Raw genomic sequence first — 26,704 nt, forward strand, 5'->3', positions numbered from 1 at the left:
GTGGTGGGTCTGGTCGGGCGGCCCCGGGCTTGCCTCCTCGCGGGCGATCTGCATCGGCGATGCCCCGGGACAGCCGTTCGTGTGCGGTTGGGCCGATGGTCACCGGAGCCGGGTGGTCAGGCAACGTCCGGTCGGTAGACCTCGGACCGACCGGAGTTGACGTGAAGATTCGGAGGACCGATGAGCGCACTTGATCGGCGTACCCTGCTCCGCGCCGGCCTGACCACCGGGGCCGGACTCGCCAGCGGCGTGCTGCTCGGCGGCGCCGCCGCGTCCGCCGCCCCCGACCGGCCCGCGCCTTCCGGCGCGCCCGGCTGGCGGCCCGGCGGACGCCCGGTGCTGACCCACGGGGTGCAGAGCGGCGACGCGACCGCGCACTCCGCCGTGGTGTGGACCCGGGCGGACCGGGCCGGACGGCTGCACCTGGAGGTCGGCCGCCGTCCCGACCTGCGCGGGGCCCGCCGGGTCCGCGGCCCGGTGCTGGACCCGCGCGGCGACTTCACCGGCAAGGTACGCCTGACCGGCCTGCCCGCCGCAGAACGGCTCTACTACCGGGCCCGGGTGGAGAGCCTGGACCGACCCGGCCTGTTCAGCGAGCCGCTGGACGGCATCCTGCGCACCGCTCCCGGCCCCGGCGACCGGGGCCACGACATCCGATTCGTCTGGACCGGTGACATCGCCGGCCAGGGCTGGGGCATCGCACCCGACCTCGGCGGGATGGGCATCTTCCGCGCGATCCGGAACGTACGCCCCGACTTCTACCTGTGCAGCGGCGACACCGTCTACGCCGACGGCCCGCTCGCGGAGACCGTGACACTGCCCGACGGGCGGGTCTGGCGCAACATCGTCACCCCGGAGAAGAGCAAGGTCGCCGAGACGCTGGCCGAATACCGGGGACAGTTCGCCTACAACCTGCTCGACGAGCACTTCCGGGCGTTCGTCGCCGAGGTGCCGCAGGTCAACCAGTGGGACGACCACGAGGTGACGAACAACTGGTACCCGGGCGAGATCCTGGACGACGCGCGTTACACCGAGCGCCGGGTCGACGTACTCGCCGCCCGGGCCCGCCAGGCGTTCCACGAGTGGGTGCCGACCCCGTCCGACGGGCGGCTCTACCGGCGGCTGCCGTACGGGCCGCTGCTGGACCTCTTCGTGCTGGACATGCGGACCCACAAGGATCCCAACGACGGCAACACGTACGCCGACCCGAAGCGCGGGCTGCTCGGCCGGGAGCAGCGGGAGTGGCTGGTCCGGGAACTGAAGCGGTCGAAGGCGACCTGGAAGGTGATCGCCGCCGACCTGCCGATCGGCCTGGTGGTGCCGGACGGCGCGACCGCACAGGAGGGCATCGCCCAGGGCGACGGCGGGGCACCGGCCGGCCGCGAGTTGGAGTTCGCCGAGATCCTCCGCGCCACGCACCGCGCCGGGGTACGCGGCATCGTCTTCCTCACCGCCGACGTGCACTACACGGCGGCGCACCACTACGACCCGGCCCGGGCGGCGGTCGCCGACTTCACCCCGTTCTGGGAGTTCGTCTCCGGCCCGGCGCACGCGGGCGCGTTCGGACCGAACGCCCTGGACGGCACGTTCGGACCCCGGGCGGTCTTCGTGCACGCCCCGCCCGCGGCGAACACCTCGCCGGCCGACGGGTTCCAGCACTTCGGCGAGGTGTCCATCGACGGCCCCTCCGGCGCGCTGACCGTGCACCTGCGGGACCAGGACGGCCGTTCACTCTGGACGACCACCCTGCCGGCGCCACACTGACCGGAGAAGTAACGGGACCGGTCGAGGGCCGGGCCGGGCAGTTGCCGCCCCGGCCCGGCCTCACCACCGAGCTGACCCGGGGCCTTCGGCGCCGACCCCGGTTCCGACCACCCGGCCCGGATGGTCGAGCGCGGCGAGCTTGGTACGCACCTTCCCCGCCTCGACGTGGTCGACCTCGCCGAGCACCTCCAACGCCGCCCGCCAGACGTCCCCGGCGGCGCGCGGGTCCCCGAAGGTGTGGTGGGTGTCGCCGACGTGCGACAGCGTGATGCCCTCCAGGTGGCGGTCGCCGATCGCCCGGTAGAGCCGCAGCGCGTGGTCGTAGCAGCGCAGCGACCGGGACCGGTGCCCGAGATGGTGGTGTGCCCGTCCCAGACTCTCCCAGGTGTTGGCCTGGCCGTTGCGGTCGTCGAGTTCCTGGAGCCGCACGAGCGCCTGCTCGCAGTAGGCCAGCGCCGAGGCGTGGTCCTCCAGCAGGGTGTGGTACCAGCCGACCGCGTTCAGTGCCCGCGCCTCCCCGTGCCGGTTGCCGGCGGCCTGGAGCAGCCCGAGCGCCCGCCGGGCGTGGTCGAGCGCCTCGCCGAGCCGACCCCGCCGCTCCCACATCAGCGACATGTTCAGGTGCGTGTGCCCCTGCCCGGCCTGGTCACCGGAGTGGCCGTACAGCTCGAGGGCGTTGCGGAGCTGGGCGTCCGCGTCGTCGAGACGGGCCAGCCGGGTGTAGGCCCGGGCGAGGAACCGGTGCGCGACGGCCTGGGCCGTCGGGTCGGCCAGCCGGCGGGCGGCGGCCATCGCGGCGCGCTGGGTGCCGATCAGGTCGTACCAGTGGCTGCTGCGGTCCAGATAGGTGCCCAGGGCCCAGCCGAGCTGCCAGGTCTGGACGTCGCGTCCGGTACTGGCGGCATGGTCGAGGACGGAGAGCAGCACGACGCGTTCGGCGGCGAACCAGTCCAGCGCCCGCTGGTGGTCGGCGGGACGCTCGGCGGTGACCCCGGGACGGATCCGGCCGAGCGGACGGGGACTCCGCTCGGTCCGCAGCAGCCCGTCGGCGGCGTCCGCGCTGTGCAGGTAGTGGTCGAGCAGCCGGTCGGTGGCGGCCCGACGCCGCCGCTCGGAGTCGACCCGCTCGGCCACCTCGGCCGCGTACGCCCGCAGCAGGTCGTGCGGGGCGTACCGGCCGGCGGAGCGCTGCCCGACCAGGTTCGACCGGGTCAGCTCGGCCAGTGTCTCCCGGGTCTCGGCCAGCGGCCGGCCGGCGAGACTGGCCGCGGCGACGGCCGAGAGGTCCGGCCCGGGATGCAGGCCGAGCAGCCGGAACAGCCGTGCGGCAGCCGGGCTGAGCGAGCGGTACGACCAGGAGAAGACCGCGCGCAGGTCGGTGGTCGGGTCGCCGGTGCTCAACGCGTCGAGCCGGTCGGCGCCCCGACGTAGCTGGCCGGCCAGGTCGGTCAGCGAGAGGTCGGGGCTGGTGGCGACCCGGGCGGCCACGATCGCCAGCGCCAGCGGCAGTCCGGCGCACCGGGCCAGGATCTCGGCCAGCGCCTGCGGCTCGTCGCCGGCCCGGTGCCCGCCGATCCGCCGCAGCAGCAGTTCGCGGGCCTGCCGGGCCGCCAGTGGGTCGAGCGGTACCGGCCGGGCGCCCTCGACGGCGACCAGGTCCGCCAACCGGGCCCGGCTGGTGACCACGACCAGGCAGCCGGGACCGCCGGGCAGCAGCGGCCGGAGCTGGGCGGCGTCCCGGGCGTTGTCCAGCAGTACCAGCATCCGCCGGTGGAACATCTGGCTGCGGTAGAGCGCGGCCTGCGCGTCGAGGTCGGTCGGGATCCGTTCGGCCGGCACTCCGAGCGCGTCGAGGAACCGCCGCACCGCCTCGGCCGGGTCCACGGCCGGGCCGGCGGGGTCGAAGCCGCGCAGGTTGACGTAGAGCTGGCCGTCGGGAAAGCGGTGCGCCACCTGGTGCGCCCAGTGCACCGCCAGGGTGGTCTTGCCGACGCCGGCCGTGCCGGAGACCACCGCGATCACCGTCGCGGCCGGTCCGGGCGGCCGGGTCGCCCGGTGGTCGCCGGACCCCGCCCCGCCGCGCTCCAGCAGCCCGTCGAGCCGGGCCAGTTGGGCCGTCCGGCCGGTGAACTCCGCCAGGTCCGCCGGGAGCTGCGCCGGCTTCGGCGCGCTCCGGGCCACCCCGACGGTCACGGTTTCCGGTCGGGTCGGGCCGGCGGCGGTCGGCTCCTCGTCGTGCAGCAGCGCGCCGTGCGCGGCGGCCAGCGCCGGCCCGGGGGCCACCCCCAGGTCGTCGGCGAGCCGCCGGCGCACCTCGTGGTACGCGGCGAACGCCTGCCCCCGCCGCCCCGCCGCGTGGTACGCCCGGATCAGCCGGGCGTGTGCCGCCTCGTCCAGCGGCGCGGCGACCGCCGCCTCGGCCAGGATCGGCAACCCTTCGGCGGCCCGACCGGCGGCGATCATCACCTCTCCGTACCGGCCGAGGGCCGCCTGCCGCTCGCCGGTCAGCGCGACCACCTTGGGATGGGTCGCCAGGGTGAGGACGTCGGCCAGCGGTGGACCGTGCCAGAGCGCCAGTGCCTCGCCGAGCAGTTCCGCCGCCCCGTCGAGTTGCCCCCGCCGCTGCGCGGTCACGGCCGCGTCGATCCGCCGCCGGAACTGGGTGACGTCCAGCCCGGTGTCCGGCAGGTGCAGCGCATAGCCGTCGCCGACCAGCCGCAGCACGGTGCCCTGGTCCCGGGGTCGCCGCTCCGGCTCCAGCAGCCGGCGCAGGTGTTTGACGTGGGTCTGGATGACGTTCGCCGCGCTGGCCGGCGGCTCGCGGTCGTACCAGAGCCCGCTCATGAGTTCGCCGCGCAGCAGCGGCTTGCCGCCGGCCAGCGCCAGCAGGCCCAGCACCACCCGTCGGGCCGCCGGCCCCAGGTCGAGCGGTTCACCGTCGCGCCAGGCCCGCACCGGACCGAGTAGCTGAATCCGCACGAGCGCCCCCCGCTGTCCGCCCACCACTACCACCGCCGCCGCCGCGAGCAGGGTGATCCGGGTACGACGGCCAACTGCCGTCGAACTTAGATCAGCGTCGGTTGATGTGCCTATCGGACCAACGGCGGTTTCCGAACGTACGCCCGACAACCGGTCCGGTGTGCCGCGCACCCGCCCAGCTCGGCGCACGGCACCGCGTCGACGTTCTTGACAACCGTCAGTGCTGTAGCCCTATAGTGCTAGGAGACTAGATAAATAGAGGTAGCAGTGATCGACTTCCACCTGGACGCCCGCTCGGGCCTCTCTCCGTACCTCCAGTTGGTCCAGCAGGTCCAGCAGGCGCTGCGGCTCGGCCTGCTCTCCGCCGGTGACCAGCTCCCGACGGTCAAGGAGGTCGTGGCGCGGTTGGCGATCAACCCGAACACGGTCCTCAAGGCCTACCGGGAGCTGGAGCACCAGGGGCTGGTCTCACCCCGGCCGGGGGTGGGGACGTTCGTGACCCGGACGTTGACCGACGACTCCCTCGCCGCGCACGAGTCGCTCCGCGCGGAGCTGGTCGCGTGGCTGTCCAGGGCGCAGCGCGCGGGCCTGGACGCGGACAGCATCGAGGCCCTCTTCATGACCACATTCCGAAAGGCCACAGAGGTGACACCATGACCCCGGTCCTGCGGACCGACGCACTCGGCAAGCGCTACGGCCGGCGCCAGGCGCTCACGGACGTGACCCTGAGCGTCCCTGCCGGCCGGGTGGTCGGCCTGGTCGGCCCCAACGGCGCCGGCAAGTCCACCCTGCTCAACCTCGCCTCGGGCATGATCGCGCCGACGACCGGCACCATCGAGGTCCTCGGATCCCGGCCCGCCGCGAACCCGGCGCAACTGGCCAGGGTCGGTTTCGTCGCCCAGGACACCCCGGTCTACCCGGGCCTGTCCGTCGGCGACCACCTGCGGCTCGGCGCCCGGCTCAACCCCGGCTGGGACGACGGGCTGGCCCAGCAGCGGGTCAGCCAGGTCGGCCTCGACCCGACACAGAAGGCCGGGCGACTCTCCGGCGGCCAGCGCGCCCAACTCGCCCTGACCCTCGCCGCCGCCAAACGGCCCCAGCTAATGATCTTCGACGAGCCGGTGGCCGCGCTCGACCCGCTCGCCCGGCGGGCGTTCCTCCAGAGCCTGATGGAGTTCGTCGCCGAGCTGGAGGTCAGCGTCCTGCTCTCCTCCCACCTGCTCGGTGACCTGGAACGGGTCTGCGACCACCTGATCGTGCTGGCCGCCTCCCGGACCCAGCTCGCCGGGGACGTGGAGGACCTGCTCGCCGCGCACTACCGGCTGGTCGCCGCGCGCGGCGACCTCGATCCGCCGCCCCCGGGGATCGAGGTCATCCAGGCGACACACACCGCCCGGCAGACCACGCTGATCGTCCGGGACACCACCGGTACGCTGCCCGACCGCCTGCCCGCCGCCGAACACCTCGACCTGGAGGAGATGGTCCTCGCCTACCTGGGCCGGGCCGCCGAACCCGCCGGCACCGCCAACGCCGTACAGCCCCTGGAGGTCTCCCGATGATCTGGCTGACCTGGCGTCAGTTCCGTGGCCAGGCCCTGGTCGCCGTCGCCGTACTGGCCGCCCTCGCCACCTACCTGGTCGTGCTCGGCCTGCGGATCCGCACCGCGTACGAGGTGAACGTCGACTGCGCCGGGTGCTCCGTCGAGGCCGCCAAGGACGTCTTCGAGAGCGCCTACTTCACCCCACTGCTGCTGACCGGCTTCCTGGTCGTACTGGTGCCCGGCATCGTCGGGGCGTTCTGGGGCGCGCCACTGCTCGCCCGCGAGTTCGAGACCGGCACCCACCGTCTGGTCTGGAACCAGAGCGTCAGCCGTACCCGCTGGCTGGCCGTCAAACTGGGCCTCGTCACCCTGGCCGGCGTGATACTCACCGGCGCGCTGAGCCTGCTGCTGACCTGGGCCGCCAGCCCGTACGACAAGCTGTTCGACGGCCGGTTCGACCCGTTGCTCTTCCCCACCCGCAACATCGCCCCGCTCGGCTACGCCGTCTTCGCGGTCGTCGCCGGGGTCACCGTCGGGTTGCTGGTCCGCCGGACCGTCCCCGCGATGGCCATCCTGCTCGCCGGGTTCGTCCTGCTACAGATCCTGATGCCCACCCTGGTCCGCCCGCATCTGCAACCGGCCGTCACCGAGAGAGTCGCCTGGACCGCCGCCAACGCCAAGGGCCTATTGATCAACGGGGCAGGCGAGGTCTGGACCGAGGAGGTCGCCGTACCGGGCGCCTGGGTACTGACCAGCGGTCCGCAGATGCTCGACGCCGCCGGCAACCCGGCGAGCCAGGAGCAGATCGAGAGCTGCCCGCGCGCCGAACCCAGCGCGCACATGGCGTGCATCGAGACGAAGGGCTTCCAGATGACCCTGTCGTACCAGCCCGCCGACCGGTACTGGACCTTCCAGTGGCTGGAAGTGGGGATTTACCTGCTGCTCGCTGGGCTGTTGGCCGGATTCGTCTTCTGGCGGATCCCGCGCGGACTCAACTGACGCGGCTCGCCGGGGCGGCGGCCGGTCCCGCCTGGACCGGCCGCCGGAGACGCGGGCGTGGCCCGCCGACACGTGCCGGCGGGCCACGGCCGGGTGGTTGCGGCCTACTGGCCGGAGCCGTTCCAGTCGACCAACTGGACGATGACGCCGTTGGGGTCGCGCACCTGGAAGGCCCGCTCGCCCCACTCCTCGACGGTGAGCGGCATGGTGATGGTCACACCCTCGGCCTGGAGGCGGGCGAGTTCGCCCTCCAGGTCGTCGACGACGAAGGCCAGGATCAGGCCACGGGCGTGGTCGTCGCGCTGGTCGGCCGGCAGCGTCGGCAGGCCCTGGCGGAGGAAGACGACGTTCATCCCGGCGTCGTCCCTGGTCAGCGATGCGAATCCGTCGGCGGCCATCGCCTGGTGGAACCCGAAGTGCGTGACGAGGAACGCGCTGGAGGCGTCGACGTCTGCCACGTTCAGCGAGACGGCGGACGAGGTGATCTTCATAAGCGGCTCCCTAACGTTCGAACTAACTCCTTACATTGTACAACGTAGGGCGTACGGATATTCCCGAGACCCGGGTGCGCCGACCACGGCCGGCGCACCAGCTATCACCCGCTCGGCAATCCGGCCACGTCGACCGCTGCCCACGCTGAACCGCCGCAACCAGTCAGCAACTACTGCCGTGGGGGCGGGTCGAGTTCGACCCGGTCGTGCCGCCCTCGGGGAACCCGCAAGTCGCCGGCAACAGTGTGGCGCCAGCACGCCGTACCAGCCATGGGACCTCGGGGGTCAACCCGGCGCGTCCGCACGTGGCCAGCCCTCGACGATGGCGCGCAGAGCGGCGACATGGCCCCGGTAGGCGGCGCGGCCGGCGTCGGTGAGGTGCAGCCACACCCGTTGCCGGGTGTCGCGGACGGCTTTGCGTTGGGCCACGTAGCCAGCGTCGACAAGGACGGCCACCTGCTTGCTGAGCACCGGAGCGGAGACGTCGAGGTGTTCGCGGACCACACTGAACTCCGCCTCGGCGGCGGCGTCGAGTAGCGCGCAGATCCGCAGCCGGTGCGGCGCGTGGATGGTGGCGTCGAAGCCGTCCACGGCCTCGTCGATGGGACGGGTCACGACTGCTTCCGGCGGTGTACGCGTCCATGCACAACACGCAGGCCGAGTACCAGCCCGACACCCGCGACGGACGGCGGCACCATGACGTAGACGCTGCCGGTGACCAGGAACGCGATTCCCGCGGCGACGAGCAGCCCCGCCATGCCGGCGGCCAGAAACACCACGCCACGCAGGGACACCTCATGCGGCCGTGGTGTCATCCCCGTCCGGTTGCGCCAGACGAGCGCAGCCAGGGGAAACACCACCGCGCACACAAAGAGCAGGCCGATCATGACCAGCGTCCAGCCATAGTTCGACAGCAGCCAGGCGGGTTCGGCCAACGCGCCGGCCATCGTGAACGGCAACACGGCGACGACGAAGGTGACACAGGCGTAGTGCCACCACGGCCACGGGGCCGTCATCGCCGAGTTGGCGACGGTCTGGACCTGCGCGACGTCGGCGAGCGCGGCGCGCGCTTCGTCCGCGGTGGGGCGAGGGGTTCTCGCGTCCGTTTCCATGACGGAAACTCTAGCCTTCTGTTTCCGACATGGCAACTATAGACTTGCCGATACGGCAACTGTCGGATAGCGCAAGCACGGAGACAACCCGGGTGGCCGGGCCAGCTCCGCGAGCCGGAGGCGTGGTCTGGCCCTGGCGGATAGGGATGCGCGGGTAAGGTTCCCCGGCCGCCATCGACACATTGACTCCGGACACGCCCCGCCCCCTCCCGGGCGGTTCGCACACCTGTCCGGTAATTTCTGTTGCTGGCCGTCGCCCGCCGAGGAGCTGGCGTCAGGCGGCTCCCGCTCGGACAGGAGATAGCGCAGGCATGGGTAAGCGGACGGTTCACGTCTCCGATTTCAGTGGCAAGGTGGTCCAGTCCGCCGCCGAGGTGGTCCGGATCGTGGTGCTGGACCACCCCGACCTGGTCGCCGGGCCGGTGCGGTTGGAGGCCGAGCCGAGCGAGGTCGAGAGCATCGACGACGCGGCACTCGACGTAGCGGTCGTGGAGATCCACGACGGCCAGGCGGGCGAGGCGCCCCGCCGGGTGGTGCTCACCGCCAGCGAGTTCGACGCGCTCGCCACCGACGTGCCGATGGCGCAGTTGCTGCGCACCGCCGAACGGGTACGCCCGGCCAAGGCCAGCCGGGAACGCGTCGACTACGCCACTCTGGAGCACGCCGGCAAGCCGCACCGGGGCCGGGTCACCGAGGAGGAGGCGCAGGTGGTGCGTGACCACCTCGACGAGGTCAACAAGCGGCTCGCCGACGACGGGCTCCGGCAGATCGACCCGGCCGACCCCGAGCAGGCCACCCGGTACGGCTTCCCGACCGCCTGACGCGCGCCGGGCGGCCCGACCGCCCCGACCCGCCCCGACCCGATCCGGCCACGGGGACCGGGTCGGGGTCCGGCTATCCGGCCGCGCCGGACCGTACGGTGGCCGCGCTCGACTCCGGGCGCAGTGGGAAGTGGCACGCCACCTGGTGCAGGTCGCCGGTCAACGGCGGCTCCGTCCGGCAGATCTCGGCCACGATCGGGCAACGGGTACGGAACCGGCACCCGGTGGGCGGGTTCAGTGCGCTCGGCAGCTCGCCCCGGATCGTCACGCTCTCCCGGCCCGTGCCGGCAGCATCGGGGCTGGCGGACGGGACCGCGTCGATCAGCGCCTGGGTGTACGGGTGCCGGGCGGACCGGACCACGTCGTGCGCCGGACCGACCTCGACGAGCTTGCCCAGGTACATCACCCCGATCCGGTCCGACATGTAGTCGACGACGGAGAGGTCGTGGCTGATGAAGACGTACGCCAGGCCGAGTTCGCGTTGCAGGTCCCGCATCAGGTTGAGCACCTGCGCCTGGATCGACACGTCGAGCGCGCTGACCGGCTCGTCCCCGACGATCAGCCGGGGTCGCAGGGCCAGCGACCGGGCCAGCCCGATCCGCTGCAACTGCCCACCGGAGAACTCGTGCGGATAGCGTTCCAACACCCGGCGGGAGAGCCCGACCTGGTCGAGCAGGGTGCCGATCCGGGCCCGCCGGGCCGCCCCGTCACCCACCTGCTGGATCTCCAACGGCTCGGCGAGGATGGCGTCGACCCGCATCCGAGGGTTCATCGCCGCATAGCTGTCCTGGAACATCAACTGGACCTGTCGGTGCATCCGGCGACGTTCCCGCCGGTCCAGGCCCGCGATGTCGGTACCGTCCAGCACGATCTGCCCGGCCGTGGGCCGCTCCAACCCGACCACCAGCCGGCCCACGGTCGACTTGCCGCACCCGGACTCGCCGACCAGCCCGAACGTCTCGCCCGGCTGGACGTCCAGCGACACTCCGGCGACCGCGCTCACCCGTCCGGCGGCGCGGCGGAACAGCCCGGCACCGTTCGCCGGGTAGTCCTTGACCAGTTCGCGGATCGACAGGATCGGTGCGACCGGCCGGGACTCCGTCGTCCCGGCAGGCCCGACCGGACGCGGCGCCGACACCGGCTCACCCGTCCGGGGCTCGGCCGCTACGGACGACGCGCTCGCCCCGACCTGGCGGACGGTCGGCGGCGTGACGGCGGCGACGGCAGCCGGCGGTGCGGAAGTACCGGCAGTCGTCGGCGCGGTGCCGGTGGCCGTCGGCGTTGCGGACGTGATGGCCGGCGGCGAGGCGGATGTGGGAGCAGCCGGCGACGCGGTGGCCGAGGCTGGTGACAGGGCCACCGGGTGCAGGCAGGCGTACTGGTGCGGCTGCACGGTCAGGGCGACCTCGGTGGTACGGCAGTCGTCGGTGGCGTACCGGCAGCGGGGTGCGAACCGGCAGCCGGTCAGCGGTCGGGACAGGTCCGGCGGCAGGCCGGGGATGCTGTAGAGCCGAGCGTCCGGCTCCCGGGTCGCCGACTCCGGCAGCGCCTCCATCAGCGCCTCGGTGTAGCGGTGCCGGGGCGACCGGAACAGTTCGGCGGTACTGGCGGTCTCGACCACCCGGCCGGCGTACATCACCGCGACCCGGTCGGCCCGACCGGCGATCACGCCCAGGTCATGGGTGACCAGCACGACCGCCATGCCGAATTCTTCCCGCAGGTCGTCGATGAGTTCGAGGATCTGCCGCTGGGTGGTCACGTCGAGCGCGGTCGTCGGCTCGTCCGCGATGAGCAGCCGGGGCGAGCAGACCAGCGCCATCGCGATGGCGACCCGCTGCCGCATCCCGCCGGAGAGTTCGTGCGGATAGTTGTCGACCACCTTCTCCGGGCGGGGCATCCCGACCCGGCGCAGGATGTCGACCGCCTGCTCCCGGGCCTGCGCCCGGCCGACCCCCTGGTGCACCCGCAGCGGCTCGGCGACCTGGGTACCGATCCGCATCGTCGGGTTCAGCGAGGTCAGCGGGTCCTGGAAGACCATGCCCATCCGGACGCCCCGGATCCGGCGTACCTCCTCCGGTGGCAGCGACCGCAGGTCGCGGCCCTCGAAGCGGATCTCCCCGCCGACCACCTCGCCGCCCGACGGCAGCAGGCCCATCACCGACAGCGCGGTCATCGTCTTGCCGCTGCCCGACTCGCCCACGATGCCGAGGGTCTCCCCCGGCCGGACCTGGAGGCTCACGTCGTCCAGGGCGTGCACCGTGCCGCGCCGCAGCGCGATGTCGGTACGCAGGTGCCGCAGCTCCAGCAGCGGGCTGGACCGGCCGGGAACCTCCACGGTTCCGGCGGTCGAGTCGATCGGTGCGCTCACTTTCCCCACTCCCCCTAACGGCGCCGGAGGCGGACCTCGAAGGCGTCCCTCAGCCCGTCGCCCATGAAGTTGAAGGCGAGCACGATGAGGATGATGGCGATTCCGGGCGGGTACAGCAGCCACCAGTGGCCGCTGTAGGTGTCCGCGAGCCCGTCGGAGAGCATCCCGCCCCAGTTCGCGGCCGGTGGCGGGACACCGAGGCCGAGGAAGGAGAGGTAGGCGACGTAGAGGATCGCGTCGGCGATCTGGAAGGTGGCGTTCACGATCACCGTGCCGATGGCGTTCGGCACGATGTGCTTGCGTACCGCCCGGCCGCCGGTGCCGCCCATCGCGCGCATCGCCTGGACGTACTCCCGGGAGCGCAGGCTCAGCGCCTCGCCCCGGACCAGCCGGGCCGGGCCGAGCCAGGCGAAGGCGCCGATGATGAGGATCAGCATCGGTACGCTCGGCGTGACGATCGCGGCCAGCAGCATGAAGAGGAAGAGCGACGGGATCGACATCATCGCGTCGACCACCCGCATCATCGCGGCGTCCACCCAGCCACCGGCGAAGCCGGCGACCGCGCCCCAGAGTGTGCCGAGGAAGGTGGCGAGGATCCCCGCCGCCAGCCCGACCACGATCGAGGTCTGCCCGCCGAGCATCAGCCGGCCGAGCTGGTCGTAGCCGACCCCGTCGGTGCCGAGCGGATGCCCGGCGCCGGGTGCCAGGTGCACCTGGGTGAGGTCGGTGTGCACCTGGTCGGTGTGGTAGAAGAGCGGGCCGAGGAAGCAGACCCCGGCGAGCAGGACGAACAGGCCGAGGCCGACCAGGGCCAGCCGGTTCTCGCAGAAGACGGCCACGCCCTGCCGCCACAGGCCGCGTACCGGGGGCTCGTCGGGGGCGGCCGGCTGCGGTACGCGTACCGGTGGGGTGGCGGGCAGCTCGGAGAGGGTGCTCACGAGGTGCTCCCCCGGAGGCGTACCCGCGGGTCGACCGCAGCGTAGAGCAGGTCGGCGAGGAGTGCGCCGAGTACGGTCGCCACCGAGATGATCAGGGTGACGCCGAGCAGGATCGGGAAGTCACGCTTGAGCGCCGCCTGCCAGAAGAGCTGCCCCATGCCGGGGAAGTTGAACAGCGACTCCACCACCAGGGCACCGCTGAACAGCGCCGGCAGGTACATCCCGAGCAGGGTGATCACCGGGAAGAGCCCGTTGCGCAGGGCGTGCCGGACCACCACCCGCCGCTCGGAGAGGCCCTTGCCGCGGGCCGTCCGGACGTAGTTCTCGTTGAGGTTGTCGACCATCGAGGAGCGGACGTAGCGGGAGTAGACCGCGATGGTGACGATCGCCAGCGTGACGGTGGGCAGCACCAGCCCGGCCGGGTCGGCCAGCACCTCGCCGACGGTGAAGCCCTGCGGCGCCTCCGGCGGCAGGATCGGCCAGACCTGTGAGAAGAGGATGATCAGCATCAACCCCAGGAAGAAGATCGGGGTGGCGTACGCCAGCAGCGACAGAGAGGTGATGGTGTAGTCCGGCCAGCGGTTGCGGCGTACCGCCTGGATCACTCCGAGCGGGATCGCCAGCACGATCGCCAGCAGGGTCGAGAGCAGCGACAACACCATGGTCTTGGGCAGCCGTTGGCTGATCGCCTCGGTGACCGACTGGTTGAGCTGGAACGAGTAGCCGAGGTCGCCGTGCAGCAGGCGTTGCACGTACATGCCGTACTGCTGGATCCAGGGCCGGTCGTAACCCATCTCGTGGTTGAACGCCGCCAACTGTTCCAGCGTCGCCTCCTTGCCCAGGGTGGCCCGGGCGGCACCGCCGGGCAGCAGGTGCAGGAGCAGGAACGCGATCACGGTGACGAGTACGACGACGATGAGAGCCTGGCCCAGGCGGGTGACGAGGTACCGGACCACGGGCGGATCCTCCCCGGTCGGGGGCTCCGGCGGCGCTCGGGAGGGCGCCGCCGGAGCCGGGACGGTCAGTTGCGGCCGACTACTTCCAGGACCAGTCCTGGAAGTACATGTTGTTCATCGGGTCCTGCGGCTCGACCCCCTGCAACCCCGACTTGTACGCCGAGATCTGGAACACCGGGTTCGGCATCCACAGCACCGGCAGGTCCTTCGCGAGGAACTCGTTGTACGCCTTCAGCGCCGTGTCGTCCCCGGAGAACTGGGTCGCCTCGATGAGCTGGTCGGCCTGGACGTCGCTGTAGCTGCCGAGGTTGACCGGCGCGTCGGTGGCGAAGAGCCGCTCGCCGCTGGCGAAGGCGGGGTAATACCAGCTCCCCTGGGAGCCGAAGAAGGACATGTCCCACGAGCAGGTCGCCTCGGTCGGCTTGCAGGCCGGGGTGACCGCGACCGAGTCCGGCACCTCCTTGATGGTCAGCTCGATGCCGAGCTTGGCCATCTGCGACTTGATCTCGGCGAACATCTTGGTGGTGGCGGCGAACCCGCTCTGGCTGGTGACCGTGAAGGTCAGCGGGGTGCCGGCGGCGATGCCCGCGCCGCACTGGTTCGCCCCGGTGCCCGCGCTCTGGCAGGTGGTCTGCCCGTCCGGGGTCACCTTCCAACCGTGGGTCTCCAATAGTTCTTTCGCTTTGGCCGGGTCGAAGGAGTAGACGCAGCCGTTCTCGGCGGTGCCGCCGGTGCCGGGCTTGGGCGGTACCGGGCCGCAGGTCGGCTCCGCCATGCCGGACCAGATGACCTTGTTGATGGTCGGCTGGTCGATCAGCATCTGCATCGCCTGGCGCAGGTAGTCCTGGGTGAACAGCACGCCCGTCTTCGGGTTGTTGAAGTTGAGCTGGAGGTAGGTGATGGACCAGCCGTACCAGGGTGCGATCTTGTAGTCCTTGGACTCCAGGTAGGACTTCTGGGAGAGGTTCGCCGCCGGTACGTAGCCATAGTCGATCTCACCTGCCCGGAGCACGTTGAACTCGGCGTCGTCGCTGGTGAACGGCCGCAGCACGATCTTGGACAGCTTCGGCTTGTCGGTGCCGGAGTAGCTCGGCTGGGCGGCGAGCACGACCTCGCCGTTCGGGACGTACTTCTCCAGCTTCCACGGACCGCTGTTGACCTTCCACAGGTCGTTCGTCGCGTACGTCTTGGGGTCCTTCGACGCCGCCATCAGGAAGTCGAAGACCTTCTTCGCGCCTTCCGGGGTCTTGTCCAGGTCACTGACGCTCGCGGTCGCGGAATCCCGGTCCCAGACGTGCTGCGGCATCGGGGTGATCCGGTTGAGCTGGTTCCCGACGAACCAGGCGGTGTTGTAGACCTGGGTGGTCGTCACCGAGAAGGTCTTCTCGTCCTTGATCGTCCAGGCGGCGATGTTGTCCGGGAAGCCGCCCTTGCGGTACGACGCCCACTTGTCCTTGTTCGCCGTGACGACGTTCCACCAGAAGTCGATGTCCCGGGTGGTGATCGGCTTCCCGTCCGACCAGGTGTTGTCCTTCAGCGTGATCGTCAGGGTCTTGCCGCCGTCGCTCACCTCCGGCGGGTTGGCCAGCGAGCGCTCGGCGTCGATGTTGTACTTCGCCGACCCGTCCAGCCGGTACTGGTACAGCGGCCGGTACTGCGCCAGGCCGAAGATCTGGTTCTCGCCCTGGGTGAAGCCGGGGGCCGAGATCGGCAGGATCCAGTTCGGGGTCCGGAAGGCGACGGTCGCGGTGTCCTTGCCCTGACTTCCGCCCTTCCCCGCCGAACCGCTGTCGCCGCTACAGGCGGCGAGGCCCAACCCGAGGGCGAGCGCACTGGCCACGGCCACGGTGCCGCGGAGTGCGCGCCGGTGGAATCTGCTCCTCATGAGTCTCCTCGATCGATATGCACGTGCCCCGCGTCGCCGGGCGCGAGCGGCGCCACGTCCAGCCAGCCGGCGCTTCCCGAGCGATCAATGCGGAGAATGTATAGCCGATTAAGTTTCGCGTCAACGAAATTAACCTACTTCCTTCGAGGACTTCCGTCAGGTTAGGATCAAAGCCGCCGAAGCATCGTCCGCTACCCTTCGCGGTGATCCCCCGTCCCGTACCTCCGGTAGCCGCACCGGGAATCCGGACGACCCGGCTGGAAGAAGGAGAGGTATGTCGGACCCGTCGATCTCCGCCACCCTGCGCGACCAGACGCTCAACCTGCTCGCCAACGGCGAGGCCACCTCCCGGGCCGACCTCGTCGAGGCGTTGCGGGTGGCCCCGTCCACCGTCACCGGGGTGGTGCGCCGACTGCTGGAGGAGGGCGCCATCCTGGAGGAGGGCGTCGGCCGCTCCACCGGCGGGCGGCGGCCCCGGATCCTGCGGCTGCGGGAGCCCGAGGGCGTCCTCGCCGTGGCCGAACTCGGCGCCCGGCACGCCCGGGTCGGCCTCTGCACCCCGGACGGCCGGCTGCTCGCGGCCGAGGAGGTCGCCATCGACATCGCCGCCGGCCCGGGCGAGGTCTTCGAGGTGGTCGGGGCCGCGTTCACCCGGCTCCGCGCCGCGACCGCCCCCGGACAGGCCCTGCTCGGGATCGGCGCCGCCATGCCCGGTCCGGTCGAGTTCCCCCGGGGCCGGCTGGTCGGCCCGGCCCGGATGCCGGGCTGGAGCGGCGTCGACGCCCAGGCCGAACTCGGGACGCGCTTCGACGTACCGGTGGTGGTCGACAACGACGCCAAGGCGGCGGCGATCGGCGAGTACGTCACCCGGGGCCGGGACACTGGCGACATGATCTACGTCAAGGCCGGTACCGGCATCGGCGGCTGCCTGGTCAGCGGCGGCCAGATCTACCGGGGCGGCCGTGGACTCAGCGGCGACGTCACCCACGTACGGGTGGCGGACAGCGGCGAACGGCAGTGCTCCTGCGGCAGCCGAGGTTGCCTGGAGACCGTCGCCAGCGGCGCGGCTCTCGCCGCCCAGTTGGCCGAGCAGGGCCAGCCGATCAGCACCACCCGGGACGTCATCGCCGCGGTCGTCGACGCCGAACCGGCCGCGGTGACGCTGGTCCGGCGGGCCGGCGGGCTGCTCGGGGTGGCCCTCTCCGGCCTGGTCAACTTCCTCAACCCCGACGCCGTGGTGATCGGCGGAGCCCTCTCCAGCCTCGACGTCTACGTCGCGGCGGCCCGGGGCATGCTCTACGAGCGGTGCCTGCCGTCGATGACCCAGTCCCTTTCCATCGAGGCCAGCGTCGCCGGCCCGGATGCCGGCCTGGTCGGCCTCGGGCATCTGGTCCGCGCGGTGGCCGACGCCCGACCCGCCTGAGGAGCTCCACCCGTGCACCGTCCCCTGCGGATCGCCATCGGCGGCATCCACATCGAGTCCAGCACCTTCTCGCCGCACCTGAGCACCGCCGACGACTTCGAGGTCACCCGGGGCGACGCGCTGCTGGCCCGCTACGCCTGGCTCTCCCCCACCGAGCCGTGGGCCGCCGACGTCGAGTGGCTGCCCCTGGTACACGCCCGGGCGCTGCCCGGCGGTGCGGTCGACGCCGCCAGCTACGACACCTGGACGGCCGAGATCGTCGACGGGCTCGCCGGCCTCGGCCCGGTCGACGGCGTACTGCTGGACATCCACGGCGCGATGAGCGTGGTCGGCCGGGAGGACGCCGAGGGTGACCTGATCACCGCGATCCGGTCGGTGATCGGGCCGCAGCCGTACGTCTCGGCCGCGATGGACCTGCACGGCAACGTCTCGCCGGTGCTCTTCGCCGGCTGCGACCTGCTCACCTGCTACCGCACCGCGCCACACGTCGACGTCTGGGAGACCCGCGAGCGGGCCGCCCGCAACCTGGTCGACGCGCTCCGCCGGGGGCAGCGCCCACACAAGGCCCTGGTGCACGTGCCGATCCTGCTGCCCGGCGAGATGACCAGCACCCGGGTCGAACCGGCTCGCGGACTCTACGCCCGGATCGCCGAGATCGAGGCCCGGGACGGCATCGTCGATGCGGCGATCTGGATCGGCTTCGCCTGGGCCGACCAGCCCCGCTGCCGGGGCGCGGTGGTGGTCACCGGCACCGACACCGACGCCACCACCGGGGCCGCCCGGGAACTCGGCGAGCACTTCTGGGCGGCCCGCGACGAGTTCGGCTTCGTCGCACCGACCGGCAGCATGGACGAGTGCCTCGACACGGCACTGGTCGCCGTCGAGGAGCCGGCCCGGCGCCCCTTCTTCGTCAGCGACTCCGGCGACAACCCGGGGGCCGGCGGCGCCGACGACGTCACCTACGCGCTGGCCAGGATGTTGGCCCGCCCGCAGATCCGGGACGGGTCGGTCCGCGCGGTGTACGCCTCGCTGGTCGACCCGGACGCCGTGGCGCAGGTCGCCGACCAGCCGCTCGGGGCGCCGGTCAGCGTCTCGGCCGGTGGCCGGATCGACTCCCGGGACCCCGGTCCGGTACGCCTGGACGGCGTACTGGAGGCGGTCGCCGACGATCCGGACGGCGGGCGGTGCGTGAGCGTACGGGTCGGCGGGCTGAGCGTCTTCGTCACGTCACGGCGGATGCAGTACCGCCAACTGGCCTCGTACGCCCGGTTGGGCATCACGGTCGACGCCGTCGACCTGGTGGTGGTGAAGATCGGCTACCTCGAACCCGAACTCTTCGAGGCGGCCGGCGACTGGCTGCTCGCGCTCACCCCGGGCGGGGTCGACCAGGACATCGAGCGGCTGCCCTACCAGCGCCTGCTGCGGCCGATCTTCCCGCTGGACCGCGACTTCGTCGCGGACCTGACCGTGGTGACCCGGTGATCCCGCCCGTCATCAGCGCCCGGTCCGACACCTCGCCACCCGGGGAACCGCCCACCGGTCGCTCCGTCCTCGCGGTCGACGTCGGCGCGACGACCATGAAGGGGGCGGTCTTCGGCGAGGACGGTCAGGTCCGCCACTCGATCGTGGTGCCGTCCCGGGCCGACGGCGACCCGGTCGGCGCACTCCGGGAACTCTGCCGGCGGTTGCGCGCCGAGGCCCTCGCCAGTGACGTCGCACCGGCCGGGATCGGGGTGGTCACCCCGGGCATCGTCGACGAGGCCGCCGGCCTGGTGCGGTACGCCTCGAACATCCGGTTCCGCGACGTACCGCTGCGCGCGCTCGTGCACGACGACCTGGCGCTGCCGGTGGCGATCGGGCACGACGCCCGGGCGGCGGGGGTCGCCGAGGCGGTGGCCGGGGCCGGCCGGGGACTGGCCAACTTCGTGCTGCTGCCGCTCGGCACCGGCATCGCCGCCACGGTGGTGCTGGACGGCGATCCGGTACCGGGTACCGCCTGGTCGGCCGGCGAGGTCGGGCACATGCCGGTGTACCCCGGCGGCGAGCCGTGCAGCTGCGGACAGCGCGGCTGCCTGGAGGTGTACGCCTCGGCCGGCGGCCTGGCCCGGCGCTACGCCCGACTCGGCGGTACCCCGGGGCTGGACAGCCGGGCCATCGCGGCGGCGACTGCGACCGATCCTCTGGCCGGCTCGGTGTGGGACACCGCGACCCAGGCACTGGGCATCGCCCTGGCCACCCTCACCCTGACCCTGGACCCGGCCCGGATCGTGCTCGGTGGTGGCCTCGCCGAGGCCGGTACGCACCTCTTCGACCCGGTACGCGACGCGCTGCGCGCGGCACTGGCCTGGCGGACCGCGCCCGAGGTGGTGCCGTCCGCCTTCGGTGTCCAGGCCGCCCAGGTGGGCGCCGCGATCCTGGCCCGCCGCGCCGCCGGACTGCCCGTGCCGGACGGCTGGGCGGCACCGGTCTCCGCACCCGTCGGCTCCTGAACCCCGGCCGGTCGTCCCGAGGCACCGACGGCTTCGTCTCAGGCGAGACCAGTGAGGAACAGCAGGCCGGCAGCGACGAGCCCGGCTTCGACGAGGACGACGAAGGCGCGGTCGCTGATCCTGGCCACGATCTTCTTGCCTGCCCAGGCGCCGGCCAGCGTGGCCGGGGTCAGCGCGGCGCCGAGCAGCAGCACCCGGCCGGTCAGCAGGTTCGCCGTCCCGTAGGCGCCGATCTTCGCGGCGTGCATGAGCAGCGCACAAGCGGCCTCGGTGCCGATGAACACCGCGCGGGTGAACCCTTTGGCGAGGAAGAACGGCGCGGTCAGCGGGCCGACCGAACCCAGCAGGGCCGAGCCGAGCCCGGAGGCGGCCCCGACGCCGATGAACGCGTTGTCCGAGGGCGCCGTCGGATGCGGTCGCAGGTGCCGCCACACCACCACCGCGATCAGGAACACCCCGAGTAGCCGTTTGAGCGGCGAGAGCGGGGCTTGGGCCAGCAGCAGCCCACCGGCGACGGCCAACGGGACGGCACCGAGGCTGAACCGGGCGATGATCCGCCATTGCAGGTGCCGGCGGTTGAACCAGACTCGGCCGCCGTTGCTGGCGATCTGCGTCAGCGTGAGCACCGGCACCGCGACCCGCAGCCCGAACAGGCCGGTGAACACCGGCAGCAGCAACGTCCCACCGCCGAATCCGGCGACCGCCGACAGCAACGCCAGCGCGAACGCGGCCACCGCCGAGATGGCCAGCGCCGCCCACGCGTTCGACATCAACGCTCCACGGGGCTGTCACTGCCGGTCGGGCGGATGCCGGTCAGCCGGCACAGGGCGGCGAAGCCATCCTCGGTGCCCGGCCAGTGCCGGCGCACCGCGCCGATGCCCGCGCGGCGGACCACCGAGCGCAGCACCGCGGCGACGATGATCGCGTCGTCGGCGTAGCCGATGACCGGGATGAAGTCCGGGATCAGGTCGATCGGGATCGCCAGGTAGGCCATCAGCAGGCCAAGGCGCACCCGCACCCCTCGCGGCAGGGTGGCATCACCGGCCAGACGGCGCAGCAGCCGCAGCAGATCCGGCAGAATGCGCAACGCTTCTTTCAGCAGCGGCCCGCTGGGCCGCACGATCAACAGACCGATCAGCAACGCCATCCACGAGGCCACCACCGCGACGGCGACACCGATCAGGATGTCCCAGAGCATCTACGCAGTCTCCTCCTCGCCGCACGGCACTCGTGCAGGCAGGGCCGCAGCCACGAGCCAGGTCGCCGGACGCAGGCAGGGGCGCGGTCGTCGCAGAGTTCACCGTGCCACGCCCGCACGCCCTCGCTGACCGCCACCGCCCCGACCACCAGCGCTGCGATGGTATTCCGCTGTGGCGATGTCGGGAATCCCGGTCGCACGCCGGGCTAACGGGCGTCCTGGCACCTCCGCACCCGCTGGTGGACCCGTCGGCCGGGCGCGGTGAACCGACGCCGGTAACGGACCAGGCTTGTCAGCGTCAGGTGAAATTGCATACTGTAGTCAGCATAACGCATACGGAAAGGCACGCCGCTGCTGCGTCGCCTCGACGCCGCGCGGACGTCGTACGAGAAGGGAGCAGCCCGTGCGAGTTGCAGTGCTCGGAGCCGGCGCCATCGGCGCGTACGTCGGTGCGTCCCTGTGCCGGGCCGGGGTGGATGTCCAGTTGATCGCTCGCGGCGCACACCTGGCCGCACTACGGGCAGGCGGAGTACGCGTACTCAGTCCCCGGGGCGATTTCGCGGCGCATCCGCACGCCACCGACGACCCGGGCGAGGTCGGGCCGGTGGACTACGTGTTCCTCGGCCTGAAGGCGCATTCCTATCCCTCGGCGGGGCCGCTGCTCGAACCCCTGCTCGGCCCGGAGACCGCCCTCATCGCCGGGCAGAACGGCATCCCGTGGTGGTATTTCCACAAGCTCCCGGGGCCGTACGAGGGTCAGCGGATCGAGGCCGTCGACCCCGGTGGGGCGACCTCGGCGGTGATGGCCCCGGAGCGGGCGATCGGCTGCGTGGTGTACCCCGCCACGGTGATCGAGTCGCCCGGGGTGATCCGGCACCTGGAGGGGACCCGGTTCTCCATCGGAGAGCCGGACGGCACTGTCTCGCAGCGGTGCCAGCGGTTCAGCGACGCGATGGTGGCCGGCGGGCTGAAGTGCCCGGTCGAGCCACGGCTGCGGGACGACATCTGGATCAAGTTGATGGGCAACGTGTCACTGAACCCGATCAGCGCCCTGACCAGGGCCACCATGGCGGAGATCTGCGAGAGCCCGGGCACCCGCCGGGTGGTCGAGCAGATGATGGCGGAGACGCTCGACATCGCCAGCCGGGTCGGCAGCACGCCGGAGATCTCGATCGGCAAGCGGGTCGAGGGCGCCCGGCGGGTCGGCCACCACAAGACCTCGATGTTGCAGGATCTCGAGGCGGGCAAGGAGATGGAACTCGACGCCGTCGTCGCCGCCGTGGTCGAGATCGCCGACATCACCGGTGCGCCGGCACCCACGCTGCGCACCATCTACGCCGCGACCGAGTTGCTGGCCAAGACCATGGCACGACCGGCGCCGACCCCGAGCATGACGGCGGCCTGACCGGCTCGCCATCGCCATCGCCACCGCCACCGCCATCGCTACCGCCATCGGCGTACCGGCGAGGCATCGGCGCAGGTATTGCACTCGGTCTGCCGACAGAATACTGTATGCAGACTTCCTAACTGGTCCTTCCAGGCACCGGGATCCGGTGCCGGTCAGCCGTCGACGGGACGCAAGACCCACCGCCCCCGTCCCCGGCCCGGCGATTCGCCAATCCACAGGACACCCGACGCCCTGGAGGCTCCCGTGCCCCTGATCCGCAAACCAGGTACCGCCTGGGGCGACGTCTCCGCCCGCTGCCGTGAGACCCCACCCGAGGCCTTCGCCGACGACCGCGCCCGCAACTACCCGGAGGTCTGAACCATGGCCAAGATCCCCTGCATGGACGCGGTCGTCTCGGTGCTCGCCTCCGAGGGCGTGGACATCGCGTTCGGCTGCCCCGGCGCCGCGATCCTGCCGCTCTACGCGGCCCTGCGGCGCAGCGACATCCGGCACCTCATCGTCCGACACGAGGAGGGCGCCACCCACATGGCCGACGGCTGGGCCCGGACCAACGGCCGGGTCGGCGTCGCGATCGGCACCTCCGGTCCGGCCGGTACCAACATGATCACCGGTCTCTACACCGCGCAGGCGGACTCCATCCCGATGGTCTGCGTCACCGGCCAGGCCCCAACGGGCAAGCTGCACCAGGAGGCGTTCCAGGCGGTCGACATCGTCGAGATCGCCAAGCCGGTGACGAAGTGGGCGGTGCAGGTCAAGGAGGCGGCCCAGGCGCCGTGGATCTTCCGGGAGGCGTTCCGGATCGCCCGCTCCGGCCGACCCGGGCCGGTACTGATCGACCTGCCGATCGACGTAGCGCGACAGGAGATCGAGTGGGACGCCTCGATCGACGCCCCGCTGCCGGTACCCCGGGTCGAGCCGCACCTGCCCCGGGTCGAACGGGCCCTGGACATGCTGCTCGCCGCCGAGCGGCCACTGATCCTGGCCGGCGGCGGGGTGATCATCGGCGAGGCCACCGACCTGCTCCGGGAGGTCGCCGAGACACTGAACATCCCGGTCCAGGTCACCCTGATGGGCAAGGGTGCGATCCCGGAGGACCACGACCTGTTCGCCGGGATGACCGGCATCCAGACCACCCAGCGCTTCGGCAACGCGTCCTTCCTGGAGTCCGACCTGGTGCTCGCGCTTGGCGCCCGGTTCGGCGACCGACACACCGGCGACCTGGAGACCTACCGGGGCGACCGGAAGTTCATCCACGTCGACATCGAGCCCACCCAGCTCGGCAAGGTGTTCGGCCCGGACCTCGGGGTGGTCTCGGACACCGGGGCGTTCCTCGCGGCGCTGCTCGACGCGGTACGCCGCCGGGGAGTCGCGCGGGATCGCGGGGAATGGGTGTCGCTGGTCCGGAAGCTGCGCGAGACGCTGCGCCGCCGGGACGACTTCGACGCCGTACCGGTCAAGGCGCCCCGGGTCTTCAAGGAGATCAACGAGTACTTCGGCCCGGACACCTACTTCGTCACCGCGATCGGTCTCTACCAGATCTGGTCCGGCCAGTTCCAGAAGGTCTTCAAGCCCCGGCACTACCAGGTCTGCGGTCAGGCCGGTCCACTGGGTTGGGAGATCCCGGCGGCGATCGGGGTGAAATCCGCCAAGCCCGACGCCGAGGTGGTCGGGGTGGTCGGGGACTACTCGTTCCAGTTCCTGGTCGAGGAACTCGCGGTCGCCGCGCAGTACAACATCCCGTTCGTACTGGTGATGTTGAACAACGAGTACCTCGGGCTGATCCGGCAGGCGGAGATCGGCTACGAGATGAACTACGAGGTGGACATCCACTACGACGAGTACGGCACCGACAACGTCAAGGTGATGGAGGCGTACGGCTGCTCCGGCCGCCGGGTGCTCCGACCCGACGAGATCGCCGACGCCCTCGCCTGGGCCAGCAAGGAGGCCCGCCGGACCAGCCGTCCGGTACTGGTCGAGGTGATGATCGAGCGGGAGGCGAACACCGCGCACGGGCTCTCCATCGCGCAGGTCAACGAGTTCGAGCCGGTGCCGGAAATCGAGTACCGGGACACGGTCTCGGGCTGAGAGATCCGGTGTGCCGAACCAGCGGCGGGGTGGGTGGCCGGGTGCCGCCCGCCCCGCCACACCGCTTTGCCCAGGAGCTGGCGACTCCAGGTCTACAGGTCGTGACCGCGATCGATGCCACGTCGTCGGCCGCGACATCCGGTCGATCGGTGCACTTCCCCGTCGCCCGCAGGGCAGCGGACGATTGCATCTAGACGACTGTATGCTATAGCCAACAATCGGAACGCCCGATCGGGTTCTTCGCAGCCGGAGGTAGTCCATGACCGAATGGGGGGGCTCGGCCTCACCTGCCGGCGCCGATGGTGGTCGACGACGACTCACCGGGGCCCGCCGCGAGCCTCGGGCCGCGCGGCAGCCCCTGGAACGGCCCGCGCCGCTGCGGCAGGCGGTCTACGACGTCATCGCCGAGATGATCATCAACCGCGAGCTGCGCCCCGGCGAGCACCTGGTGGAGAACGAACTCGCGGCCCAGCTCGGCGTCAGCCGGCAGCCGGTGCGGGAGGCACTGCAACGGCTGCAGAGCGAGGGCTGGGTCGACCTGCGCCCGGCGCTCGGCGCGTTCGTGCACGTGCCGACCGAGGAGGAGGCGGACCAGCTCCTCGCCACCCGTACCCTGCTGGAGTCCGAGTCGGCCCGGCTGGCCGCCCGGCAGGCGACTCCGGAGCAGGTCGAGCGGCTGCGCGAGCTGCAACGCGCCGGCGAGAAGGCGCTGCACGACGACGACCAGGTGGAGCTGGTCGCCGCGAACGCGGCCCTGCACGCGTACGTCGTCGAGATGTCCGGCAACAAGGTCCTCGCCGAACTGATCGCGATGGTCGACCGGCGGGTGCGGTGGTATTACGCCCCGATCGCCCGGTCCCGGGGCCGGGAAGCCTGGGACGAGCACGCGGAGCTGATCGAGGTGATCGCCGGCCGCAACGGTCGGCGGGCCGGCGAGCTGATGCGCCGGCACACCGAGCGCACCCGGGAGAGCTACCACCAGCGCCGCAAGGAGGCCGCCGAGCGGGAACCCCTGGGCTGACTCGGTGACAGCAGGACACACCTCAGCGGTTCGACCGCGGTAGCCGGTCGGGTCGCCGCCTCGGTCCCGACCTCACCCGGTGGCGTCGAGGCCGAGCCTGCCATCGGTCCAACGGTTCATCGCCCGGTCGAGGGTGGGCAGCGCCGGTCCCCGAACCTGGTGCAGATAGAGGGCGATCGGGGTGCCGAACCACTGAAGACGGTACAGCTCCCTGATGGCGTACCCGTCAATCTCGCCACCGTGGACGATGCTGGCCGCCGTCGACCCCGCCTCGGGGAAGACGCACAGCGTTGGTCGACCGTTGCGGTCGGGATGCAGTTCCACGGCGCGGACCTCGGGCCAGTCCAGGTGTACGACGGGAGAGCGGCGGTGGGCCGCCTGGTAGTCGACCCCGGCGGCGCTGAACCTGATGGCCGGGCCTTCGCCCAAGCCGCGCCGACGCCAGACCATCAGGTCGGTGGTGCTGTCCATGGTCAGCCAGGTGCCGGCGGCGCAGGCTGCCAGGCACGCCAGGAGCGTGACCGCCAGTGCGCCGGGAACGGGGATGGCGAACTCGGCCGACACACCGGCGACGACGGCAACCAGCAGGAGCGTCCAGGCGTGCGGCCGGAGCCGGGGAAGCCTGGTTTCGAGCGTCTCGACGAACCCGCCACTCCACCCGACGGCCAAGGCCCAGACGAGGACAACCGGCACGAACCCGTCCGTCCGTTCCAGGACCAGGCTGGTCATCCGGACGCCCGCGACCACCAGGGCCAGCACCCCGACGCCCCACTTCGCCACGGTGCGGGTAACCGGGCGAGGGCGGTAGGTCAAGGCACGTTCGTCAGCCACGCCGGACATCCTCGCAACCTGTGGCTGGCCGGCGAAAGGCCGACGGATTCCATTGGCGCCGATTCTCTCGTTGCTGGCGTCCGATATGGACGTTGCGCTGTGGGTGTTGCAGTGGGTTCTCGCCGGCAGCCTCGTGCTGTCGTTTCTGGCTACGCCGTTCACCGTGCGCCGAGAAGACGTCGACCGCGAGAGAGGTGGGGTGCGATGGGTACGTTGCTGCCCTGGGCGATGATCGGCGGCGGTCTGCTCCTCGTCCTGCTCGCCATGGTGGGCCATCGGCACCAGTCCACCGCCGTCAGGGCCCTCCAAGCCGTGACCGGTTTCGCCGGTATCCTGGCCGGCCTGTTCAGGCTGGTTACTCCCTGACCAAACGCTTGATCGACACTCGGTCGACAC

At 71.7% G+C, this 26,704-nt stretch carries 23 protein-coding genes; 12 read left to right on the forward strand and 11 right to left on the reverse strand.

The features are described from left to right. Nucleotides 1-180 precede the first annotated feature (180 nt). Nucleotides 181-1,764, forward strand: coding sequence for an alkaline phosphatase D family protein (locus Pma05_RS01360; RefSeq protein ID WP_203855374.1), 1,584 nt, complete (start codon nucleotides 181-183; stop codon nucleotides 1,762-1,764). A 60-nt stretch (nucleotides 1,765-1,824) separates the two neighbouring features. On the opposite strand, the gene Pma05_RS01365 is transcribed toward Pma05_RS01360, so the two are convergent. Next, nucleotides 1,825-4,743 (reverse strand): AfsR/SARP family transcriptional regulator, encoded by a 2,919-nt coding sequence (locus tag Pma05_RS01365; RefSeq protein ID WP_239311486.1) that lies wholly within the window; start codon nucleotides 4,741-4,743, stop codon nucleotides 1,825-1,827. A gap of 267 nt (nucleotides 4,744-5,010) precedes the next feature. Between Pma05_RS01365 and Pma05_RS01370 the strand changes: the two genes are divergently transcribed. From Pma05_RS01370 to Pma05_RS01380, 3 genes are read left to right on the forward strand one after another with little or no spacing between them, the layout of a single operon-like run. Continuing rightward, complete coding sequence (locus Pma05_RS01370) at nucleotides 5,011-5,400, forward strand: GntR family transcriptional regulator (RefSeq protein WP_203855376.1); 390 nt, start codon at nucleotides 5,011-5,013, stop codon at nucleotides 5,398-5,400. Beyond that, nucleotides 5,397-6,302 carry an ABC transporter ATP-binding protein gene (locus tag Pma05_RS01375; RefSeq protein WP_203855377.1) on the forward strand — a complete coding sequence of 302 codons (906 nt, stop codon included), beginning with the start codon at nucleotides 5,397-5,399 and terminating at the stop codon, nucleotides 6,300-6,302. The genes Pma05_RS01370 and Pma05_RS01375 overlap by 4 nt, the downstream gene beginning before the upstream one ends. Continuing rightward, the gene (locus tag Pma05_RS01380) at nucleotides 6,299-7,282 is read left to right on the forward strand and encodes an ABC-2 membrane transporter-related protein (RefSeq protein ID WP_203855378.1); all 984 of its coding nucleotides are present in this window, start codon (nucleotides 6,299-6,301) and stop codon (nucleotides 7,280-7,282) included. The genes Pma05_RS01375 and Pma05_RS01380 overlap by 4 nt, the downstream gene beginning before the upstream one ends. 104 nt (nucleotides 7,283-7,386) lie before the next feature. Here Pma05_RS01380 and Pma05_RS01385 read toward each other — a convergent pair whose 3' ends face one another. The 3 genes from Pma05_RS01385 to Pma05_RS01395 form a co-directional block, all read right to left on the reverse strand. After that, on the reverse strand, nucleotides 7,387-7,773 hold the full coding sequence (locus tag Pma05_RS01385) for a VOC family protein (RefSeq protein WP_203855379.1): 387 nt from the start codon (nucleotides 7,771-7,773) through the stop codon (nucleotides 7,387-7,389). 285 nt (nucleotides 7,774-8,058) lie between these two features. Continuing rightward, nucleotides 8,059-8,388: a transcriptional regulator gene (locus Pma05_RS01390; protein WP_239311489.1), complete on the reverse strand. Its 330-nt coding sequence runs from the start codon at nucleotides 8,386-8,388 to the stop codon at nucleotides 8,059-8,061. Then, nucleotides 8,385-8,885: a hypothetical protein gene (locus tag Pma05_RS01395; RefSeq protein ID WP_203855380.1), complete on the reverse strand. Its 501-nt coding sequence runs from the start codon at nucleotides 8,883-8,885 to the stop codon at nucleotides 8,385-8,387. Before Pma05_RS01395 ends, Pma05_RS01390 begins: the two co-directional genes overlap by 4 nt. 311 nt (nucleotides 8,886-9,196) lie before the next feature. Between Pma05_RS01395 and Pma05_RS01400 the strand changes: the two genes are divergently transcribed. Next, nucleotides 9,197-9,706 carry a hypothetical protein gene (locus tag Pma05_RS01400; RefSeq protein WP_203855381.1) on the forward strand — a complete coding sequence of 170 codons (510 nt, stop codon included), beginning with the start codon at nucleotides 9,197-9,199 and terminating at the stop codon, nucleotides 9,704-9,706. 73 nt (nucleotides 9,707-9,779) lie between these two features. Here Pma05_RS01400 and Pma05_RS01405 read toward each other — a convergent pair whose 3' ends face one another. The 4 genes from Pma05_RS01405 to Pma05_RS01420 all read right to left on the reverse strand — a co-directional run bounded on the left by Pma05_RS01405 (nucleotide 9,780) and on the right by Pma05_RS01420 (nucleotide 15,853). After that, nucleotides 9,780-12,074, reverse strand: a complete 2,295-nt coding sequence (locus tag Pma05_RS01405; RefSeq protein WP_239311491.1) for a dipeptide ABC transporter ATP-binding protein — start codon at nucleotides 12,072-12,074, stop codon at nucleotides 9,780-9,782. A 14-nt stretch (nucleotides 12,075-12,088) separates the two neighbouring features. Further along, complete coding sequence (locus Pma05_RS01410) at nucleotides 12,089-13,012, reverse strand: ABC transporter permease (protein WP_239311493.1); 924 nt, start codon at nucleotides 13,010-13,012, stop codon at nucleotides 12,089-12,091. Then, the gene (locus tag Pma05_RS01415) at nucleotides 13,009-13,968 is read right to left on the reverse strand and encodes an ABC transporter permease (RefSeq protein ID WP_203855382.1); all 960 of its coding nucleotides are present in this window, start codon (nucleotides 13,966-13,968) and stop codon (nucleotides 13,009-13,011) included. The genes Pma05_RS01410 and Pma05_RS01415 overlap by 4 nt, the downstream gene beginning before the upstream one ends. Nucleotides 13,969-14,047: 79 nt before the next feature. Next, complete coding sequence (locus tag Pma05_RS01420) at nucleotides 14,048-15,853, reverse strand: peptide ABC transporter substrate-binding protein (RefSeq protein WP_203855383.1); 1,806 nt, start codon at nucleotides 15,851-15,853, stop codon at nucleotides 14,048-14,050. Nucleotides 15,854-16,127: 274 nt separating this feature from the next. On the opposite strand from Pma05_RS01420, the gene Pma05_RS01425 reads away from it, so the two are divergent. From Pma05_RS01425 to Pma05_RS01435, 3 genes are read left to right on the forward strand one after another with little or no spacing between them, the layout of a single operon-like run. Continuing rightward, nucleotides 16,128-17,276 carry an ROK family transcriptional regulator gene (locus Pma05_RS01425; protein ID WP_203855384.1) on the forward strand — a complete coding sequence of 383 codons (1,149 nt, stop codon included), beginning with the start codon at nucleotides 16,128-16,130 and terminating at the stop codon, nucleotides 17,274-17,276. A gap of 12 nt (nucleotides 17,277-17,288) precedes the next feature. Then, nucleotides 17,289-18,758, forward strand: coding sequence for a M81 family metallopeptidase (locus Pma05_RS01430; RefSeq protein ID WP_203855385.1), 1,470 nt, complete (start codon nucleotides 17,289-17,291; stop codon nucleotides 18,756-18,758). Next, the gene (locus Pma05_RS01435; RefSeq protein ID WP_372441421.1) at nucleotides 18,758-19,765 is read left to right on the forward strand and encodes an ROK family protein; all 1,008 of its coding nucleotides are present in this window, start codon (nucleotides 18,758-18,760) and stop codon (nucleotides 19,763-19,765) included. The genes Pma05_RS01430 and Pma05_RS01435 overlap by 1 nt, the downstream gene beginning before the upstream one ends. Nucleotides 19,766-19,803: 38 nt before the next feature. Here the strand turns inward: Pma05_RS01435 and Pma05_RS01440 are convergent, their stop codons facing one another. Further along, nucleotides 19,804-20,535 (reverse strand): sulfite exporter TauE/SafE family protein, encoded by a 732-nt coding sequence (locus tag Pma05_RS01440; protein ID WP_203855386.1) that lies wholly within the window; start codon nucleotides 20,533-20,535, stop codon nucleotides 19,804-19,806. Next, on the reverse strand, nucleotides 20,535-20,963 hold the full coding sequence (locus Pma05_RS01445) for a YkvA family protein (protein WP_203855387.1): 429 nt from the start codon (nucleotides 20,961-20,963) through the stop codon (nucleotides 20,535-20,537). The genes Pma05_RS01440 and Pma05_RS01445 overlap by 1 nt, the downstream gene beginning before the upstream one ends. Before the next feature lie 403 nt (nucleotides 20,964-21,366). Here Pma05_RS01445 and Pma05_RS01450 point away from each other — a divergent pair, with 403 nt between their 5' ends. The 3 genes from Pma05_RS01450 to Pma05_RS01460 all read left to right on the forward strand — a co-directional run bounded on the left by Pma05_RS01450 (nucleotide 21,367) and on the right by Pma05_RS01460 (nucleotide 25,477). After that, on the forward strand, nucleotides 21,367-22,368 hold the full coding sequence (locus Pma05_RS01450; RefSeq protein ID WP_203855388.1) for a 2-dehydropantoate 2-reductase: 1,002 nt from the start codon (nucleotides 21,367-21,369) through the stop codon (nucleotides 22,366-22,368). Between the two features lie 363 nt (nucleotides 22,369-22,731). Next, nucleotides 22,732-24,456 (forward strand): glyoxylate carboligase, encoded by a 1,725-nt coding sequence (gene gcl, locus Pma05_RS01455; protein ID WP_203855389.1) that lies wholly within the window; start codon nucleotides 22,732-22,734, stop codon nucleotides 24,454-24,456. Between the two features lie 259 nt (nucleotides 24,457-24,715). Continuing rightward, nucleotides 24,716-25,477, forward strand: a complete 762-nt coding sequence (locus Pma05_RS01460; protein WP_203855390.1) for a GntR family transcriptional regulator — start codon at nucleotides 24,716-24,718, stop codon at nucleotides 25,475-25,477. A 72-nt stretch (nucleotides 25,478-25,549) separates the two neighbouring features. Here the strand turns inward: Pma05_RS01460 and Pma05_RS01465 are convergent, their stop codons facing one another. After that, complete coding sequence (locus Pma05_RS01465) at nucleotides 25,550-26,308, reverse strand: hypothetical protein (RefSeq protein WP_203855391.1); 759 nt, start codon at nucleotides 26,306-26,308, stop codon at nucleotides 25,550-25,552. Nucleotides 26,309-26,512: 204 nt separating this feature from the next. Between Pma05_RS01465 and Pma05_RS01470 the strand changes: the two genes are divergently transcribed. After that, on the forward strand, nucleotides 26,513-26,674 hold the full coding sequence (locus Pma05_RS01470; RefSeq protein WP_203855392.1) for a hypothetical protein: 162 nt from the start codon (nucleotides 26,513-26,515) through the stop codon (nucleotides 26,672-26,674). Nucleotides 26,675-26,704: the final 30 nt, after the last annotated feature.

This window comes from Plantactinospora mayteni (assembly GCF_016862935.1).
GTDB classification, from domain to species: domain Bacteria; phylum Actinomycetota; class Actinomycetes; order Mycobacteriales; family Micromonosporaceae; genus Plantactinospora; species Plantactinospora mayteni.

Bases quoted from the DNA above. Each gene is read 5' to 3' on its own strand.
- Pma05_RS01380 (WP_203855378.1), top strand. From the start codon at position 6,299: ATGATCTGGCTGACCTGGCGTCAGTTCCGTGGCCAGGCCCTGGTCGCC.
- Pma05_RS01470 (WP_203855392.1), top strand. From the start codon at position 26,513: ATGGGTACGTTGCTGCCCTGGGCGATGATCGGCGGCGGTCTGCTCCTC.
- Pma05_RS01440 (WP_203855386.1), bottom strand. From the start codon at position 20,535: ATGTCGAACGCGTGGGCGGCGCTGGCCATCTCGGCGGTGGCCGCGTTC.
- gcl (WP_203855389.1), top strand. From the start codon at position 22,732: ATGGCCAAGATCCCCTGCATGGACGCGGTCGTCTCGGTGCTCGCCTCC.
- Pma05_RS01445 (WP_203855387.1), bottom strand. From the start codon at position 20,963: ATGCTCTGGGACATCCTGATCGGTGTCGCCGTCGCGGTGGTGGCCTCG.
- Pma05_RS01400 (WP_203855381.1), top strand. From the start codon at position 9,197: ATGGGTAAGCGGACGGTTCACGTCTCCGATTTCAGTGGCAAGGTGGTC.
- Pma05_RS01395 (WP_203855380.1), bottom strand. From the start codon at position 8,885: ATGGAAACGGACGCGAGAACCCCTCGCCCCACCGCGGACGAAGCGCGC.
- Pma05_RS01360 (WP_203855374.1), top strand. From the start codon at position 181: ATGAGCGCACTTGATCGGCGTACCCTGCTCCGCGCCGGCCTGACCACC.
- Pma05_RS01420 (WP_203855383.1), bottom strand. From the start codon at position 15,853: ATGAGGAGCAGATTCCACCGGCGCGCACTCCGCGGCACCGTGGCCGTG.
- Pma05_RS01460 (WP_203855390.1), top strand. From the start codon at position 24,716: ATGACCGAATGGGGGGGCTCGGCCTCACCTGCCGGCGCCGATGGTGGT.
- Pma05_RS01425 (WP_203855384.1), top strand. From the start codon at position 16,128: ATGTCGGACCCGTCGATCTCCGCCACCCTGCGCGACCAGACGCTCAAC.
- Pma05_RS01375 (WP_203855377.1), top strand. From the start codon at position 5,397: ATGACCCCGGTCCTGCGGACCGACGCACTCGGCAAGCGCTACGGCCGG.
- Pma05_RS01385 (WP_203855379.1), bottom strand. From the start codon at position 7,773: ATGAAGATCACCTCGTCCGCCGTCTCGCTGAACGTGGCAGACGTCGAC.